Here is a 16,367-nt window from a genome sequence, read left to right as displayed (position 1 = left end):
AACGTAAATACTTACTATTATTTTCAACGATTTAGAGAAAAGATTAATTATTTAATAAGAATTAAGTTTTTTAAAATGTGTTGTCTTGAAGATTTAATAAAATAAAAACCCTTCCATTTTATTAAAAATAGAAGGGTTTTTTGTTGAAATGATTTATGTTTTAAAATCTATATCCTACATTAAATCCTGCATTAAATTCTATAGCAGAAAAACGATCTTTTACTTCTTCACTAAAGTTTCTAGCTACGTTAATAAATGGACCTAATACAAACTTATCTCCAAAATTCCATTTATAACCAGCTCCTAATCCTACCATAAAAGTATCCATATCTGTTTCTACTTCTATAATTTGATCTCCAATAGTAGTGTCTTGTGTAAAGTCACCAAAACGATATTTTACAAATGGGTTGGCATAAATTCCTGCACCAGCACTCTCTTTATCAAAATAATAGTTATAACCTACTTTAATGCTATTGGTGTTAAACTTTCTAGATCCGCTCTCGCTATGATAGTTGATACGATCGTTTATAAGTCCTATAATTTCTACAGATTGATTAAAACCTATAAAACGCTCATAACCAAATTCTACAGAAGCAATTGCTATAGTGTTAGCAATATTTAATTTAACCTCGTTTTGAGGGTATTCTTCTGTTTGCGCTTTTGCAAATGCAGTAACTAGTAATAATGATAAAATTAAGTATGTTTTCTTCATAATAAGTGTTTAATTTCTTCCAGATTCGTTAGGGTAAAGTTGATAGACAGGGTCACTTTGTATAACTTCTTTAGTTTCAATATTTATAATACTTAACGGACCTTTAAAAGCTGCACCAGTATCTACATTCCAAATATTTGCAGCATTTACAGGTTTTGTTTGGTTAATTCTGGTAACGGGAGTGTGACCAATAAATATTTCTTTAAAAAGTTTAAATCTTTTAGGGTAAAATAAATCTTCTGGCTTTAAATTTTTATCTAAAGCTAAAGCTGTTTCCCATAAAGTTCTATCCCAATACACCATGTAGGGTTCATATTCATTTTGCGGTCCGTGCATGTTTGCAAAACCTGCATGCAAAAATAGGTTATTTTCTTTATCAATATAATAGTTCTCTAAATCGTGGTAAAAATTTTTATGTTTTTCTAGAGCAGAAGGGGCTAATTTTTCATAAGCATCTTTACTAGATTGGCCACCGTGCTTAAGCCAGTTTTCATTTAAATCTCCTGTTTTTAGCCATTTATGTACTAAATCATCATGATTACCTCTAATAAAAATACAATTATGAGTTTGCTTAAGTTCTAGTAAAAATGAAACTACATTGGCAGAATCACTCCAACCATCTACATAATCTCCTAAAAAAATTAATTGATCTTGTGGGGTAATTTGTGCTCTTTCTAAAATTTGTTTTAAGGCTTTTAAGCCACCGTGAATATCTCCTATTGCAAATTTTCTCATAAGGGTAAAGTTACAATATGTAAACTTACCAAATTGTATAGCTTTTCAGGTTAATAAAGCTTTAAATTTATTTTTTATGCCTGTTTAAGTTTAGCTATATCTAATTTTTCGTAAAATACGAAGGTTGTCTTTTATTCGTTGATAAGTGTTTGGGTATAATTTTAATATGCTTTTAGCCTCTATTAATTTATCAAAAGCATTTTCTATGCCGTTAAGGTAACATAAAAGTAGAGTGTCTGGTAAGCGTTTAATGTCTTTTTCTTCAGCAGCAGTTATAGACTGGTTTTTAGAAATTTTATTAATAAGAATGGTGTTGCTGTTGTATATATGATACAAGGTTTTTTTAGAAAATTGCGGAGGCTCAAAAAGTATTTTACTTTCTATTTCATAACTCATATTACTCTTAAAGCTAATTTTAACCTCTTCTAATGGGTAATATTGGTAATTTTCGTACAAACCTAGATAAACGTATTCAATAATTTTAAACTCGTCTGGAGCAAAAAAAATGCTGATTTCATCTAAATCTGAATAAAAGAGTTTTACCTGTTCATTTATTAATTCAATATTTACTCGACTGTAATATTTTTGATTTTTCACTACTTTTTCTTTTCCTGCCCAACAGACTACAAAATATTCTTGAAATACTTTATAACTAGGGTGATAGTCTCTGTTTTTGTGCATAAAATCAAAAACACCATCAAGTGTGTACTCAATGGTGTTTTGTGAATGACTTTCTATAGACGCGACAAGTTTAGAATTTCGATCTGTTAAATCTACTCCAAAATCTTGTGGCATACTTATACTACCTTCTCTAGAAAAAACAGCACCACCGTAATATTTCCAAATATTTTTCCGTAGGCTACAAATTTTTCCGTGGTTGGCTCTAATAATTACTAAGCCAACTACTTTGTCGTTGGGTAAATGTGGAAAAAGAATATTTTCATAAGTAATTTTAGGAGGGTTTTTAAGGTATGCATTTACTAAATTCTGAATTTTACTATCATCAAAAAAGTCTACACCTACAATACTATTGTCACGATCTTCTACTCCTACTACAATGTAACTGTTGTTAAATGGATTACTGTTAGAAAGTGCGCAAACGTGTTTTAAAAACTTAGCTTTTCCTTCTTTTTCGCCTAAATTTAATTTGCGCTTTTTATCATAAAAACTGTTCTCATCATTATGAGCAAGAAGATTTTTTATGAGTAGGCGCTTGTTAATCATATCATTTTTTATCTACAATGGTGGATGATGCTTGCGCAGTACACATTACCATTAAATCGGCAATATTTACATGGTAAGGTCTTGTAATTACAAAACGTATAATGTCTGCAATATCTTCTGGTTTTAGAGGTTCAAATCCTTGATATACTTTGGCTGCTTTTTGGCTATCTCCTTTAAATCTCACTTCGCTAAACTCTGTTTCTACCAATCCAGGATTAATGCCGCCAACTTTTACGCCGGTTCCGTTAAGGTCAATTCGCATACCTTGATTTATAGCATCTACAGCGTGTTTACTAGCACAATATACATTGCCATTTGGGTAAACTTCTTTTCCTGCGGTAGAACCAATGTTAATAATATGTCCGTTACCACGTTTTACCATTTGTGGTATAATTTGCTTACTCACATACAATAATCCTTTTACATTAATGTCAATCATCGCGTCCCAATCGTCTATATTTCCATTCTGTATGGCATCTAAACCGTGAGCGTTCCCCGCATTATTAATTAGAATATCTATTTGCTGAAATTTTTCTGGTAAAGAGGTAATAGCATCTTGTACTTCATTTTTGTTTCTCACATCAAAACTTAAAATATGTACAGAGGTAAATTTAGAAAGTTGTGTTTTTAAATCTTCTAGTCGGCTTTTTCTTCTTCCGCAGAGAATTAAGTTAAAGTTTTCTTTAGCAAGCTCTATTGCAGTGGCTTTTCCTATACCACTTGTTGCTCCAGTAATAAGGGCAGTTTTATTCATTAAAATTTTCTTTTGCTTAAAAATAATCTAATTATAAATATTATGGTGAAGAGTTGAAGTTATTTGTGTTTTAAAATTTTAAATGAACGTTTTTTTATTGAATTTTTTTGCAACAATTACTCGCGCTCTTCGTCTATTGATGAGATAAATTAAGACTTGTTGAAAAGCAGAATTAAAAAATATAAGCTTCCCTTTGTTATTTTAACCAAATATTAACAAAATTGCATGAATATTTTTTGAATTTGCTCAGTCTTAGTTAAGGAGAATAGAAGTTTAAAATTTAAATTTAAGATGGAAGAAAACATTTCAGTAGATATTGCGAGCTTAAATGAAAAAATACAAAGAGAAAGCGCCTTTGTAGATTTGTTGACCAACGAAATGAACAAAGTAATTGTGGGTCAAAAGCATATGATTGAAAGGTTGTTGATTGGCTTGCTTGGTCAAGGTCATATTTTATTAGAAGGGGTGCCAGGTTTGGCAAAAACCTTAGCTATTAATACACTCTCTAAAGCTGTGCAAGGAAGCTTTAGTAGAATACAGTTTACGCCAGATTTATTGCCGGCAGATGTCGTGGGGACAATGATTTATAATATGAAAGACAATGACTTTAGTATTAAAAAGGGACCCATCTTTGCAAATTTTGTATTAGCAGATGAAATTAACCGTGCTCCTGCAAAAGTACAGTCTGCATTATTAGAAGCAATGCAAGAAAAGCAAGTAACTATTGGAGAAGAAACCTTTGTGTTAGACAAACCTTTCTTGGTAATGGCTACACAAAACCCAGTGGAGCAAGAAGGTACTTACCCACTTCCAGAAGCACAAGTAGACCGTTTTATGCTAAAAACAGTAATTGATTATCCTAAACTAGAAGATGAGCAATTAGTGGTTAGAGCTAATTTAAGAGGAACTTTTGAAAAAGTAAATCCAGTAATTTCTGTGCAACAAATTTTAACTGCACAAAAAGCGGTAAGAGAAGTTTATATGGATGAGAAAATTGAAAAATATATCTTAGACATTATTTTTGCAACACGTTACCCAGAGAGATATAAATTAGAATCTTTAAAACCATTAATTTCTTTTGGGGCATCACCAAGGGGTAGTATTAACCTAGCTACCGCTGCAAAATGCCACGCATTTATTAAAAGAAGAGGCTACGTAATACCAGAAGATGTTAGAGCAGTAGTGTTAGATGTATTAAGACATAGAGTAGGTATTACTTATGAAGCAGAAGCAGAAAATGTTACTTCTGAAGATATTGTAGGTAAAATCGTGAATGAAATTGAAGTGCCATAGGATTTTTAATTTCAATACATAGAAATAAGGAGTGAATTTTCTTTTTCTTGAAATGTAAATCTTAAAATGGATAAATGAATACGAAGGAGTTACTAAAAAAAGTAAGAAAAATAGAAATTAAAACACGAAGGTTAAGTAACCACGTGTTTGGGGGAGAATACCATTCTACTTTTAAAGGTCGCGGAATGACTTTTAGTGAAGTACGTCAATATCAATTTGGAGATGATGTAAGAAGTATAGATTGGAATGTTACTGCCCGTTATAATGAACCTTACATAAAGGTTTTTGAAGAAGAGCGAGAACTTACCATGATGTTGGTAGTAGATGTTTCTGGATCAGAATTTTTTGGTTCTACTTCTACCTTTAAAAAAGATATAATTACAGAGATATCTGCCACTTTAGCTTTTTCTGCTACACAAAACAATGATAAGATTGGGTTGTTACTTTTTTCAGATCAAGTAGAGCTATACATTCCGCCAAAAAAAGGACGCTCCCATGTATTAAGAATTATTCGTGAATTATTAGAATTTCAACCTACAAGTAAAAAGACAGATATTACTATGGCTTTAAAGTATCTTCAAAATATGATGAAGAAAAAAGCCATTGTTTTTATCCTTTCAGATTTCTTGACAGACGATTACCAACATTCTCTAAAAATTATGGGTAATAAACACGACGTTACCGGTATTAGAGTTTATGATAAATTAGAAGAAAATATGCCAGCTGTTGGTATGGTACAAATGCAAGATGAAGAGACGGGAGAACTTATTTGGGTAAATACTAGCTCTAAATCTGTAAGAACGAGTTATGCCAAATTTTTTAATGAAAGGGCAGCTTACTTTCAAAATAGCTTCAATGTTAGTGGAGCGGGGCATTTAAGTGCAAGAACAGATGAGAGCTATGTAAAAAAATTATTAGGTTATTTTAAAAGAAGAGGTTAAAAAATGAAACAAATTAAAAACCATATATCTTTTATAAAATCTTTCTTGGTATGCACTCTGTTTTTATGTAGTGTAAATATTTTATTTGCGCAAGAAGTAACCACTTCTATAGATACTACTCAAATAAAAATAGGAGAGCAGATTAAATACCGTATAGAAGTTAAAGCAGATAATGGAACTCAAGTTGTTTTTCCTGAGGGCCAAACATTTTTACCTTTAGAAATGGTAGAAGCCTATGCTATAGATACTACAAAACTTTCTAGTGAAAATAATTACAAATTATCTAGAACCTATGCTTTAACACAGTTTGATTCTGGTAGTTATACCATACCGCAACAAAAAGTTTTAATTAAAGACCGTAATTTTTTAACAGATTCTTTAAGGGTGGAAGTGGCTAATGTAGTGGTAGACACGGTAAATCAAGATATTTTTCCCATTAAGCCAACCATAGAAATAAAGAAGCCTTCTGTTTTTCCTATGTGGATTTTGTGGTTACTATTAGTAATAATTGGTGTGGCGGGTCTAGTTTTTCTTTTTTTAATGTTGAGAAAGAAAAAATTAGAAAGAGAACAGAATATACCTCCTTATGAGAAAGCAATAGATACACTTAAAAAGCTAGATGAAAGTCAAACTTTAGAAAAAGGACAAATAAAAGAATATTACTCCGTTTTAACCCTTGCTATAAAAAGATATATAGACGAGAAGGTAGACGAGCGTGCTTTAGAAAGTACTACAGAAGAGTTGATTGTAAGACTAAACGAGCTTAAAGAAAACAAAGGGTTTGATTTAGACAATAAAGTCATTACAGATCTACAAGAGATTCTGAAACGTGCAGATTTAGTAAAATTTGCAGGTGGCGGTATGGACAAGCTTACAGCTAGATCAGACCGTAAGTTAGTAGAAGAAGATATTAACAGTATAAAAGATACTATACCAGAACCTACAGAAGAAGAATTACTAAAAGATGAAGCTTACCGAGAAGCTAAAAAGAAAAAAGAAAAACGCACAAAAATTATAGCAATTGTAGTTGGTGTACTTACCATAATTACTATTGCAAATTTTGCTCTTTTTGAAAATAAAGGACTTATCTATCTTAAAGATTTAATTATCTATAACTCTGCAGATGAGTTGTTAGAACAAGATTGGGTAGCAAGTGAGTACGGTAACCCACCAGTTTATATTATTACTCCAGAAGTACTAATCCGTGATGTTGCAAGTGTAACACCTAGTACAGAAAGTTTTACTTACGGTAAAATTGACGGAGAACTTTATGTAAATATTCTTACAGAAAACACTCAAAAAACCAATAGTGGAGAAGAGCCTAAAGAAAACGTAGGAGAACAAGAAGCAAATGAACTTGCTACGAGAGGGGCAAAAAATATTCTTGTTAAAACAGATGAATTCACCACTGCAGATGGTAGCACAGGGGTCAAAGTTTACGGAAGTTTTGTGATAGAAAATGAGGTAACAAAACAAAAAGAAAAGAAAAGCTATGTTCATCTTTATTTTGCATCAGAACAAGGTAGTAAAATTGAAATTTTAGTATCTGTAGAAGATGGAGATGAAGGGTTTGAAGAAATAACAAATAGAATTATTAATTCTATAGAATTTAACAGAGAAAACTAATGTTTGATTTTAATAACATCACTTTTGAAAATCCGCAATGGTTTTGGTTGTTTCTATTTTTTCCAATTCTAATTGCTTGGTACATCTGGAAAAGAAACTTACAAACACCAGAGGTTAAAATATCAAGTATTAAAGGTTTTAAAGTAAAACAAAGTTTACTACCTAGACTAAGACCTTTATTATTTGTATTACGTCTTATTTGTTTAGCCTTATTAATTACAGGGATGGCTAGACCTAGAACGGTAGATGTAACTTCTAAAACTAAAAAAACACAAGGGATAGATATTATTATGGCAATAGATGTCTCGCCAAGTATGCTCGCAAGAGATTTAAAACCTAATAGATTAGAGGCCTTAAAATCTGTAGCGTCAGAATTTATAGATGGTAGACCAAATGATAGAATAGGGCTAGTAGTTTACGCAGGAGAAAGTTTTACCAAAACGCCTATTACCAGTGATAAAGCAATTGTGCAAAGTGCCTTAAGAGATATTAATTATAGTGATTTATTAGACAACGGTACCGCCATAGGTATGGGGTTAGCAACCTCTGTAAATAGATTAAAAGATAGTAAAGCCAAAAGTAAAGTAATTATTTTGCTTTCTGATGGAGTTAACAACTCAGGATTTATAGATCCTAAAATAGCAACAGAGTTAGCGGTAGAGTATGATATAAAGGTGTACACTATTGGCTTAGGTTCTAATGGTACTGCAATGGGGCCAATAGGTATAGATGCTAGTGGGCAGTTAAGATACGGGCCAACTAAAGTAGAAATAGACGAAGAGTTAATGACGCAAATAGCAGAGCAAACCAAAGGTCAATACTTTAGAGCTACAAATAATGAAAAGCTAGAAGCTATTTATGAAGAAATTAATAAGTTAGAAAAAACAGAGGTAGAAGAATCTAAGTATTATAATTACGAAGAAAAATACAGACCGCTAGTAATATTAGCTGGCTTATTATTTTTAGTAGAAATTATTTTAAGAAACACAGTCTTTAGAAGTTTTGTATAAATGGTAGTTTTAGAAGAGAAAATATATTTTTGGTTTTTACTAGCTATTCTAGTAGTAGTTTTAGTGTTCTTTCTTCAGCTATATTGGAAGAAAAAAGCGCAAAGAAAATTTGCTTCAATAGAAGCATTAGAAAAACTAAGCCCTAATAAATCTAAATACAAACCTGCTTTAAAAGTTTTATTCTGGAGTTTAGGTATTGCTTGTTTGGTAATGGCATTAGTGAACCCTAAAATAGGTTCAAAAATGGAAACCATAAAACGAGAAGGGGTAGATATTGTTTTTGCTATAGATGTTAGTAAAAGTATGTTGGCAGAAGATATTGCACCTAATCGTTTAGAAAAATCAAAGCAACTAGTAACTCAAATTATTAATAACCTAACCAGTGATCGTGTAGGTATTGTAGCTTACGCAGGTTCTGCTTTTCCACAGCTACCTATTACTACAGATTATGGTTCTGCAAAACTTTTTTTGCAAGCCATGAATACAGATATGGTATCTAGTCAAGGTACTGCAATTAATGAGGCTATAGAGTTAGCACAAACTTATTACAATGATGAAACAGAAACGAGTAGAATTCTGTTTTTAATTAGTGACGGAGAAGATCACGGAGGTAATATTAATGACATTGCAGCACAAGCTGCAGAAAAAGGAATTAGAATCTATACAATTGGTGTGGGTACCCCAAAAGGAGGACCTATACCTATTAAAAGAAACAATGTAATTCAATCTTATAAAAAAGATAGAGCAGGAGAAACCGTAATTACCCGTTTAGATCAATCTACCTTAGAAGAAATATCTAGTGCCACCAATGGAGAGTTTATTACAGGAAGCAATACAAAAGCGGTGGTAGATAAAGTAAAAGATATTTTAGCAAATATCGAAAAAACAGAATTTGAAAGCACTCAATTTGCAGATTACAAAGATCAATTTCAATGGTTTTTAGGGTTTGGCATACTTTTTATATTATTAGATGTATTGGTTTTAGAGAGAAAAACAGCTTGGATTAGAAGTCTTAATTTATTTAATGAAAAGAAAGAAGATGAAGCTTAAGATATTTATATTATTACTAGTTTTTGTAAGTACACTAAAGTTACAAGCACAAGAAGACAAAGAAGCTCAGTTAAGAAGAACAGAAGCAAAAGCATTTGCAGTAGAAGCGCAAAATGCAATGGCTAATAATGAGTTTGAAAAAGCAGAGGCGAAGTATAGAGAAGCTATCTCTAAAGATCCAGACAATGCAGAACTAAAGTATAATTTAGGTACAGTTTATTTCAATAAAGAAAAAAACCAAGAGTCTGTTAGTAGATTAAATCAATCTGCCAAAATAGCAGAAAGTAAATCTACCAAACACAAATCTTTTCATAACCAAGGGAATGCTTTTATGAAAGAAGAAAAGTATGGAGAGGCTGTAGAGGCTTATAAAAATGCCTTAAGAAATGATCCTACAGATGATGAAACCAGGTACAATTTGGCGGTAGCTAAAGAAAAAGCTAAACAACAGCAACAAGACCAAGAGAAAGAAAAAGACAAAGACCAAGAAGAAAAAGAAGACCAAGAGAATAAAGACGAAAAAGGAGATAATAAAGAAGATAAAGAAAAGAACGAAGAAAAAAATAAAGACCAAGAGGGAGACCAAGGTAAAGATCAAGAAAAAGGGGACGATCAGCAAAAACAAGAAAAGAAAGAAGGAGAAGGAGATCAAGAAAAGGAGCAGCCAGATCAGCAGCAACAAAAAGACGAGGGAGATAAAGGAAAAGAACAAAGCCAACAGCCAGTAAAAGGACAAATGTCACCACAACAAATGAAAAATTTGTTAGAGGCTATGGAGAATCAAGAGAAAGAAATACAAGATAAAATTAATGCTCGTAGAGCAAAAGGTCAACAAAAAACGACAGATAAAGATTGGTAATGAAATTGAAACAGGTTATTTTATATATCGTATTATTTGTGTCTTTTACAGGCTTAGCTCAAGTAAAATTTGAAGCCGAAGCGAGTAAAGAAAAAATGGGCGTTAATGAGCGTCTAAGAGTAGACTTTAGCGTAAACCAAGATGGAGATAATTTTAATCCTCCAGATTTTAAAGGCTTTAAAGTAATAGGTGGTCCTAATCAATCTATTAGCCAGAGTTATGTAAATGGTAAAATGTCTTTTCAGAAAAAATACAGCTATTTTCTTCAACCTAACGGAAGAGGTAAATTTAAAATAGGACAGGCAACTATAGAAATTGAAGGGCAAACTTATAAAACACCTTATGTAGATATAGAGGTTACTGCGGCAGTAAATACACCAACAGAAGGAACTAATCCAGAAATTATAGCGGCAGATAATATTCATTTAGTTGCAGAAATATCTAATAGAAACCCTTATTTAAATGAAGGGATTTCGGTGAGGTACAAGCTTTATTTTAGTCCTAAGGTAAACGTAAGGCAATGGTACCCAAAAGATAATCCTAAGTATGCAGATTTTTGGAGTCAAAATATAGATATACCACAATTAAGTGTAAAAGAAGATCTTTATAAAGGAGACCCCTACCAATATGTAGTAATAAGAGAAACGGTATTATATCCGCAAAAAACAGGAGAATTAAAAATAGAACCGTTAACATTAACAATACCTGTAAATGTACCTTCAGACCGTAGAGATATTTTTGGTAGAAGACTGTATGAAACTGTAGAGAGAACAGTAGCCTCTAATACGCAAACTATAGATGTAAAAGCATTACCAACAGCAGGAAGGCCTGCTAATTTTACAGGGGCGGTAGGTAGCTTTAATTTTAAGGCAACTAGCAGTAAAGATGTGCTAGATGCTACAGAGTCTTTACAAATAAAGCTGCAGGTTTCTGGTAAAGGAAATTTAAAATTATTTCAATTACCTAAGTTAAAAGTTCCAGCTTCTTTAGAAGTTTATGAGCCAGAACATCAAGAAAATGTAAATACTAATTTAAGTGGTATGTATGGTAATATTTCAGATACATACACGGTAGTGCCTCAGTTAAAAGGTAAATACCCAATAAATGAGTTGAATTTTTCTTATTTCGATCCAAGATCAGAAACATATAAAATGCTTACTTCTGAAGAAATTTTACTTAATGTAGAAAACGGACCGGTAAATAATACTAATCCTGTAACTACTTCAGCTTCAGGAGAGGTAAACAAACAAGCAGTAGCATCTGCACCAAGCCAGTTTAGGTATATTCAATTAGATGCAAATTTACAACCTGCCAACCAACAGATGTTTTTTAAAAGCATTGGTTTCTGGACAGCTTTAATTTCTCCGTTATTGTTAATACCTATTGGTATTTTTACAGGGAAAAAAAGAAAAGCTTTAGCAGGTAATGTAGAAGGTAATAAATCTAAAAAAGCAAATAAACTTGCTAAAAAATATTTATCTGAAGCAAAAAAGAATTTAGGAGAACAAAAAAGTTTTTATATCGCTTTAGAACGAGCATTACATAATTACTTAAAGGCAAAGCTATCTATCCAAACGGGAGAGATGAGTAAAGATAAAATTAAAGATTTGCTAGAGCAAAAGGGTATTGATGCACAAGCTACTGCAGGTTTTATAAAACTTTTAGAAAGTTGTGAGCTGGCACGTTATACGCCAAGTTCTAAAGTAGAAATGCAGCAAGATTATGATAAGTCAGTTAAAATAATTTCAGAATTAGATAAGCAATTGTAAAATGAAAAATTGGATATTAATTTTATTTTTAGCTTTAAGCGTTTCAATTCTGGCGCAAGATAACGACAGTCTTTTTAACCAAGCCTCTCAAGATTACGCAAACGGTAATTACAGTGATGCTATTAATAAATATGAACAAATTTTAGCAAACGGAGAGGTGTCTGCTAATTTGTATTATAATTTAGCAAATGCACACTATAAGCTAAACCATATAGCACCAAGTATTTATAGTTATGAGAAAGCTTTATTATTAGAGCCAAACCATCAAGACGCAAAAAACAACTTAGTATTTGCTCAAAATATGACGTTAGATGCTATAGATAATCTGCCTAAAAGTAGCTTGTCTAAAATAGTAAATGGTATTATTTCTAAGCTTAGTTTTAATGGCTGGGCTTGGATAGCTGTTGTAGCTTCATTTATATTAGTTGCTTTCTTTTTACTTTATCACTTTGCTAATAGAGCAACAAAAAAAAGAGTGTTCTTTTCAGGCTTTGTAGTAGGTTTATTGGTAATGATATCTTCAGTAATATTTGCTTACTTGCAATTTGATATACAAGAGAAAAAACAATTTGCTATTGTTTTTGCAGAAGAAACAGATGTATTGGCAGAGCCTAACTCTAGCTCATCTAATGCTTTTACTTTACATGAGGGAACTAAAATTAAAATCTTAGACGATTTTAATGGTTTTGCCAAAATAGAGCTAACAGATGGAAGACAAGGTTGGATGAAAGAAAATGATTTAAAAGAACTTTAATTCAACTAAAAGATTTTCAGTTAATTATTTTTTCTATCATAGTGATTTAAGATAGCTTTAGCACACCCTGATAGAATATTCACTATCTTGCTGAAAAATTTTATAAAATGGGACACGTATTTTACAAAAAGATTTTAGATAACAATAAAAGTTGGGTTACCAATAAATTAGACAGTGATCCAGAGTACTTTAAAAGGTTAGAAAACGGGCAAAAACCACCATTATTATGGATTGGTTGTGCAGATAGTAGAGTGCCTGCAAATGAAATTATAGGAGCAGAACCAGGAGAAGTTTTTGTACATCGTAATATAGCTAACATGGTAATTCATACAGATATGAATATGCTTAGCGTGTTAGATTATGCAGTAAATGCTTTAAAAATAGAGCATATTATAGTATGTGGTCATTACGGTTGTGGTGGTGTAAAAGCAGCTATGGAAAATCAGTCTATTGGTCTTATAGATAACTGGATAAGACATATTAAAGATGTATACAGAATACACCAAGTAGAATTAGAAAAAATTAACGACGAGAAAGAACGTTGGGATAGATTTGTAGAATTAAATGTAATAGAGCAAGTGTTTGATTTGGCAGAAACTTCTATCGTACAAAATGCTTGGAAAAACAACCAAAAATTAACAGTTCACGGTTGGGCTTACGGTGTAGGTACAGGTATTGTGAACGACTTAAATGTAAATCTTAGAAGCAATGAAGAGCTAGATGAGGTTTATAAACTAAACTTCTAATATATTTTTATATTCAATTTACAAAGAGAGCTTATTTTAGCTCTCTTTTTGTTTGTCTATTTCTTGCATTAAAGGTGGTAATATTAATGGAGCAATTTGACTTACAGGTTGGTATAAAATAGATTTATCTATATGTTCTTCATCTATTAGCTGGTAATCATTATTCATATTACCTAAAAACATCATTACAACGCTTATCACAAAAGCTAATTTTAAAATACCAAATAAGCCACCACATATTCTATTAACTATACCTAAGGCTATAGCGCCAGCTAGTTTAGTTAATAATTTACCTATTAGTAAAATAGAAACCACAATAATAATAAAAGTTACAGCGTAAGCACAAAGCTCTATGTATTTATCTTCCCAAGAGACATAATCTTTTAAAAATTCTAATGTAAAATGAGAAAAATGAATAGCACCATAAATGCCTGCTACAAGTGCTATAAGTGAAGCTATTTCTATAATAAGCCCTCGCATAAAACCTCTTATAAAACCAAGAATTAAAATAACTCCAATAACGATATCAATTGTGCTCATAAACACAAATATAATTATTTTGCAATTAGAAGTTGTTTATCTTTGCGGTTATGGCAAGAGATGAAGAATTAAAAAGAAATTGGGAGCAAGTTCAAACAAAACTTTCTAACCAATTTGCAGACGGAGAAACGCTAGAATTAGATGCAATTATTTACCTAATAGGAGTACAAGAACTAGGGCAAATACATAGGCGTTTTAAAAAAGATCATAAATTAGATTTAATGCACATAGCCATTTGTAGGTTACTAGAGCCTTATGGTTATTATGAGTTTGATTATATAGATGAAGACGGTTGGCCTCATTACAAAGTAATAGAGCAATTACCTAATTTAAAAGCAGGAGAACAATCTATTATGATGAAAGAAGCTATTGTTCAATATTTTTTAGAAAAAAAATATATTGGGTAAATGAATTTGTTATTAAATGCTATCCGTTTTCCTAACGATACAGGCCCCATTTATAGAGAAACTCTAGAAGGAAGATTACCTGTAGAGCCTTTTAATACGTTTAGTAACTTATTATTTTTAGCTATAGTTATTTATTTTGCTGTAAGAGTATATAAAAATGTAAAACAACAACTGTTTTTAGCATTTGCATTACCAATTTTATTTATTGGCTTTTTTGGCGGTACTGTCTATCATGCCACTAGAAGTCACGAAATTTGGTTGTTAATGGATTGGGTGCCTATTGTTATATTATGTCTTTCTGCATCTGTATACTTTACATTTAAAGATGGAAAAAATAACCTGCAAAAATACGGGCTTCTCGTTATTGTATTTTTACTGCTTTTTGGAGCTAGGTTTATAAACTGGCCACTTAAATTAGATGCATCTATAGAGTACATAGGCACAGCCTTGGGGTTATTATTACCAATGGGTATTTACTTAGTAAAAACAAACTTCAAATTTGGTGAAAATATTTTGTTTGCTTTCTTATCTTTTAGCGGAGCAATTACCTTTAGAATTTTAGACCAAAGAACAGATTTTTTAGAAATAGGTACACATTGGTTATGGCATAGCTTTGGTGCAATTTCGGTATTCTTTTTAATGAGGTATATTTATAAAGACTGTTTAAGATTATCTTCTGAAAATATAGAAGATGAAAACGCTTAAATAGTTTTCAATTTTCTTAACTTTGCCTCCTTAATAGTTCAAGAAAATGGTAGATAAGATTAAAAATTATATTGCTGAAGTAGAAAAATTCACTGCATCTACACAAGAAGAAGTAGAGAACTTCAGAATTAAATTTTTAGGACAAAAAGGGATCTTAAAAGAGTTTTTTGCTGAATTTAAAAACGTACCCAATGAATCTAAAAAAGAATTTGGGCAAACAATCAACGAGTTAAAAACAGCAGCACAAGATAAAGTAAACGAGTTACGTGAAGCTTTAGAAAGTAAACTTGAAGAGAACGGCGTTTATGGAGATTTAACTCGCCCAGGTGAACCAGTAGAAATTGGTTCTCGTCACCCTATATCTATTGTGAAAAATCAAATTATAGAAATTTTTTCTAATATTGGTTTTAATGTTTCTGAAGGTCCAGAGATGGAAGATGATTGGCATAACTTTACTGCCTTAAATTTACCAGAATATCACCCAGCACGTGATATGCAAGACACCTTCTTTATTCAAACAGATCCAGAAGAGATTTTATTAAGAACGCATACCTCAAGTGTGCAAGTTCGTTATATGGAAGATAATCAACCTCCTATAAGAACTATTTCTCCAGGTCGTGTGTTTAGAAACGAAGCAATATCTGCTAGATCACATTGTATATTTCATCAAGTAGAAGGTTTGTATATTGATAAGGGAGTTTCGTTTGCAGATTTAAAGCAGACTCTATTATACTTTACAAAACAATTGTTTGGTAAGTCTAAAATTAGATTAAGACCTTCTTATTTCCCATTTACAGAGCCTAGTGCAGAAGTAGATATTTATTGGGGATTAGAAACAGAAACAGATTATAGAATTACTAAAGGTACAGGTTGGTTAGAGATTATGGGTTGCGGTATGGTAGACCCTAATGTACTTAAAAATTGTAATATAGATCCTAATGAATATTCTGGCTTTGCATTTGGTATGGGGATAGAGCGTATTGCAATGCTACTTTACCAAATAAGTGATATAAGAATGTTTTACGAAAATGACGTTCGCTTTTTAAATCAATTTAAATCAGTTTTATAATTTGAAAAAAATAGGCTTTTTCATAGTAGCAATTGTGGTTGTAGGGGTAATTCTTTACCTAACTTTTGTAATTGCTTTAATAAAAATTACTATTGGCTTAATTCTTTTGGCAATAGCAGTAATTTTATTTGCTATCGCCTATCAAAAAATTAAACACTTATTAAACGATTAAT

18 protein-coding genes are annotated in these 16,367 nt (G+C 31.6%); 13 read left to right on the top strand and 5 right to left on the bottom strand.

Going from position 1 to position 16,367, the window contains the following annotated elements; translation table 11 throughout:
- Positions 1-160 precede the first annotated feature (160 nt).
- The 4 genes from BUC03_RS05490 to BUC03_RS05475 form a co-directional block, all read right to left on the bottom strand.
- Positions 161-712, bottom strand: a complete 552-nt coding sequence (locus tag BUC03_RS05490) for an autotransporter outer membrane beta-barrel domain-containing protein (RefSeq protein ID WP_073149077.1) — start codon at positions 710-712, stop codon at positions 161-163.
- A 9-nt stretch (positions 713-721) separates the two neighbouring features.
- Positions 722-1,447: a metallophosphoesterase family protein gene (locus BUC03_RS05485; RefSeq protein ID WP_073149075.1), complete on the bottom strand. Its 726-nt coding sequence runs from the start codon at positions 1,445-1,447 to the stop codon at positions 722-724.
- A 90-nt stretch (positions 1,448-1,537) separates the two neighbouring features.
- Positions 1,538-2,671, bottom strand: a complete 1,134-nt coding sequence (locus BUC03_RS05480) for an ATP-binding protein (RefSeq protein ID WP_073149073.1) — start codon at positions 2,669-2,671, stop codon at positions 1,538-1,540.
- Position 2,672: 1 nt separating this feature from the next.
- Positions 2,673-3,425 carry an SDR family NAD(P)-dependent oxidoreductase gene (locus BUC03_RS05475; protein WP_073149071.1) on the bottom strand — a complete coding sequence of 251 codons (753 nt, stop codon included), beginning with the start codon at positions 3,423-3,425 and terminating at the stop codon, positions 2,673-2,675.
- 291 nt (positions 3,426-3,716) lie between these two features.
- Between BUC03_RS05475 and BUC03_RS05470 the strand changes: the two genes are divergently transcribed.
- The 9 genes from BUC03_RS05470 to can all read left to right on the top strand — a co-directional run bounded on the left by BUC03_RS05470 (position 3,717) and on the right by can (position 13,473).
- Positions 3,717-4,718 carry an AAA family ATPase gene (locus BUC03_RS05470; protein WP_073149069.1) on the top strand — a complete coding sequence of 334 codons (1,002 nt, stop codon included), beginning with the start codon at positions 3,717-3,719 and terminating at the stop codon, positions 4,716-4,718.
- Positions 4,719-4,792: 74 nt separating this feature from the next.
- Positions 4,793-5,659, top strand: coding sequence for a DUF58 domain-containing protein (locus tag BUC03_RS05465; protein WP_073149067.1), 867 nt, complete (start codon positions 4,793-4,795; stop codon positions 5,657-5,659).
- A gap of 3 nt (positions 5,660-5,662) precedes the next feature.
- The gene (locus BUC03_RS05460) at positions 5,663-7,285 is read left to right on the top strand and encodes a BatD family protein (protein ID WP_073149065.1); all 1,623 of its coding nucleotides are present in this window, start codon (positions 5,663-5,665) and stop codon (positions 7,283-7,285) included.
- Positions 7,285-8,295, top strand: a complete 1,011-nt coding sequence (locus BUC03_RS05455; RefSeq protein WP_073149063.1) for a vWA domain-containing protein — start codon at positions 7,285-7,287, stop codon at positions 8,293-8,295. The genes BUC03_RS05460 and BUC03_RS05455 overlap by 1 nt, the downstream gene beginning before the upstream one ends.
- Positions 8,296-9,345 carry a VWA domain-containing protein gene (locus BUC03_RS05450; protein WP_073149061.1) on the top strand — a complete coding sequence of 350 codons (1,050 nt, stop codon included), beginning with the start codon at positions 8,296-8,298 and terminating at the stop codon, positions 9,343-9,345.
- Positions 9,335-10,204, top strand: a complete 870-nt coding sequence (locus tag BUC03_RS05445) for a tetratricopeptide repeat protein (RefSeq protein WP_234971601.1) — start codon at positions 9,335-9,337, stop codon at positions 10,202-10,204. Before BUC03_RS05450 ends, BUC03_RS05445 begins: the two co-directional genes overlap by 11 nt.
- Positions 10,204-11,973: a BatD family protein gene (locus BUC03_RS05440; RefSeq protein ID WP_073149057.1), complete on the top strand. Its 1,770-nt coding sequence runs from the start codon at positions 10,204-10,206 to the stop codon at positions 11,971-11,973. The genes BUC03_RS05445 and BUC03_RS05440 overlap by 1 nt, the downstream gene beginning before the upstream one ends.
- Before the next feature lies 1 nt (position 11,974).
- Positions 11,975-12,727, top strand: a complete 753-nt coding sequence (locus tag BUC03_RS05435; protein ID WP_073149055.1) for a tetratricopeptide repeat protein — start codon at positions 11,975-11,977, stop codon at positions 12,725-12,727.
- Between the two features lie 107 nt (positions 12,728-12,834).
- On the top strand, positions 12,835-13,473 hold the full coding sequence (gene can / locus BUC03_RS05430) for a carbonate dehydratase (RefSeq protein ID WP_073149053.1): 639 nt from the start codon (positions 12,835-12,837) through the stop codon (positions 13,471-13,473).
- A gap of 36 nt (positions 13,474-13,509) precedes the next feature.
- Here the strand turns inward: can and BUC03_RS05425 are convergent, their stop codons facing one another.
- A complete protein-coding gene (locus BUC03_RS05425) occupies positions 13,510-14,013 on the bottom strand; it encodes a CvpA family protein (RefSeq protein WP_073149051.1) in 504 nt (167 codons plus the stop codon).
- A gap of 50 nt (positions 14,014-14,063) precedes the next feature.
- On the opposite strand from BUC03_RS05425, the gene BUC03_RS05420 reads away from it, so the two are divergent.
- Genes BUC03_RS05420 through BUC03_RS15290 form a run of 4 tightly spaced genes read left to right on the top strand, consistent with a single transcriptional unit; the run spans position 14,064 to position 16,366 of the window.
- Entirely contained in the window at positions 14,064-14,420 is a 357-nt protein-coding gene (locus tag BUC03_RS05420; protein ID WP_073149049.1) for a hypothetical protein, read from the top strand.
- Positions 14,421-15,125 (top strand): hypothetical protein, encoded by a 705-nt coding sequence (locus BUC03_RS05415; RefSeq protein ID WP_073149047.1) that lies wholly within the window; start codon positions 14,421-14,423, stop codon positions 15,123-15,125. It abuts the gene before it with no gap.
- Positions 15,126-15,171: 46 nt separating this feature from the next.
- Positions 15,172-16,194, top strand: a complete 1,023-nt coding sequence (gene pheS / locus BUC03_RS05410; protein WP_073149046.1) for a phenylalanine--tRNA ligase subunit alpha — start codon at positions 15,172-15,174, stop codon at positions 16,192-16,194.
- Between the two features lies 1 nt (position 16,195).
- The gene (locus tag BUC03_RS15290) at positions 16,196-16,366 is read left to right on the top strand and encodes a hypothetical protein (protein WP_200799126.1); all 171 of its coding nucleotides are present in this window, start codon (positions 16,196-16,198) and stop codon (positions 16,364-16,366) included.
- The last annotated feature ends 1 nt before the right edge of the window (position 16,367 follow it).

The sequence above is a fragment of the Mesonia phycicola genome (assembly GCF_900141885.1).
GTDB lineage: Bacteria > Bacteroidota > Bacteroidia > Flavobacteriales > Flavobacteriaceae > Mesonia > Mesonia phycicola.
This window is presented reverse-complemented; position numbering and strand designations above follow the sequence as displayed.

Excerpts from the sequence above, each read along its gene's own strand:
- BUC03_RS05450 (WP_073149061.1), top strand. The coding sequence starts at position 8,296 with ATGGTAGTTTTAGAAGAGAAAATATATTTTTGGTTTTTACTAGCTATT.
- BUC03_RS05475 (WP_073149071.1), bottom strand. The coding sequence starts at position 3,425 with ATGAATAAAACTGCCCTTATTACTGGAGCAACAAGTGGTATAGGAAAA.
- BUC03_RS05455 (WP_073149063.1), top strand. The coding sequence starts at position 7,285 with ATGTTTGATTTTAATAACATCACTTTTGAAAATCCGCAATGGTTTTGG.
- BUC03_RS05425 (WP_073149051.1), bottom strand. The coding sequence starts at position 14,013 with ATGAGCACAATTGATATCGTTATTGGAGTTATTTTAATTCTTGGTTTT.
- BUC03_RS05465 (WP_073149067.1), top strand. The coding sequence starts at position 4,793 with ATGAATACGAAGGAGTTACTAAAAAAAGTAAGAAAAATAGAAATTAAA.
- BUC03_RS05420 (WP_073149049.1), top strand. The coding sequence starts at position 14,064 with ATGGCAAGAGATGAAGAATTAAAAAGAAATTGGGAGCAAGTTCAAACA.
- BUC03_RS05485 (WP_073149075.1), bottom strand. The coding sequence starts at position 1,447 with ATGAGAAAATTTGCAATAGGAGATATTCACGGTGGCTTAAAAGCCTTA.
- BUC03_RS05470 (WP_073149069.1), top strand. The coding sequence starts at position 3,717 with ATGGAAGAAAACATTTCAGTAGATATTGCGAGCTTAAATGAAAAAATA.
- BUC03_RS05415 (WP_073149047.1), top strand. The coding sequence starts at position 14,421 with ATGAATTTGTTATTAAATGCTATCCGTTTTCCTAACGATACAGGCCCC.
- BUC03_RS05440 (WP_073149057.1), top strand. The coding sequence starts at position 10,204 with ATGAAATTGAAACAGGTTATTTTATATATCGTATTATTTGTGTCTTTT.
- BUC03_RS05490 (WP_073149077.1), bottom strand. The coding sequence starts at position 712 with ATGAAGAAAACATACTTAATTTTATCATTATTACTAGTTACTGCATTT.
- BUC03_RS05480 (WP_073149073.1), bottom strand. The coding sequence starts at position 2,671 with ATGATTAACAAGCGCCTACTCATAAAAAATCTTCTTGCTCATAATGAT.
- BUC03_RS05460 (WP_073149065.1), top strand. The coding sequence starts at position 5,663 with ATGAAACAAATTAAAAACCATATATCTTTTATAAAATCTTTCTTGGTA.
- BUC03_RS05445 (WP_234971601.1), top strand. The coding sequence starts at position 9,335 with ATGAAGCTTAAGATATTTATATTATTACTAGTTTTTGTAAGTACACTA.
- pheS (WP_073149046.1), top strand. The coding sequence starts at position 15,172 with ATGGTAGATAAGATTAAAAATTATATTGCTGAAGTAGAAAAATTCACT.
- can (WP_073149053.1), top strand. The coding sequence starts at position 12,835 with ATGGGACACGTATTTTACAAAAAGATTTTAGATAACAATAAAAGTTGG.
- BUC03_RS05435 (WP_073149055.1), top strand. The coding sequence starts at position 11,975 with ATGAAAAATTGGATATTAATTTTATTTTTAGCTTTAAGCGTTTCAATT.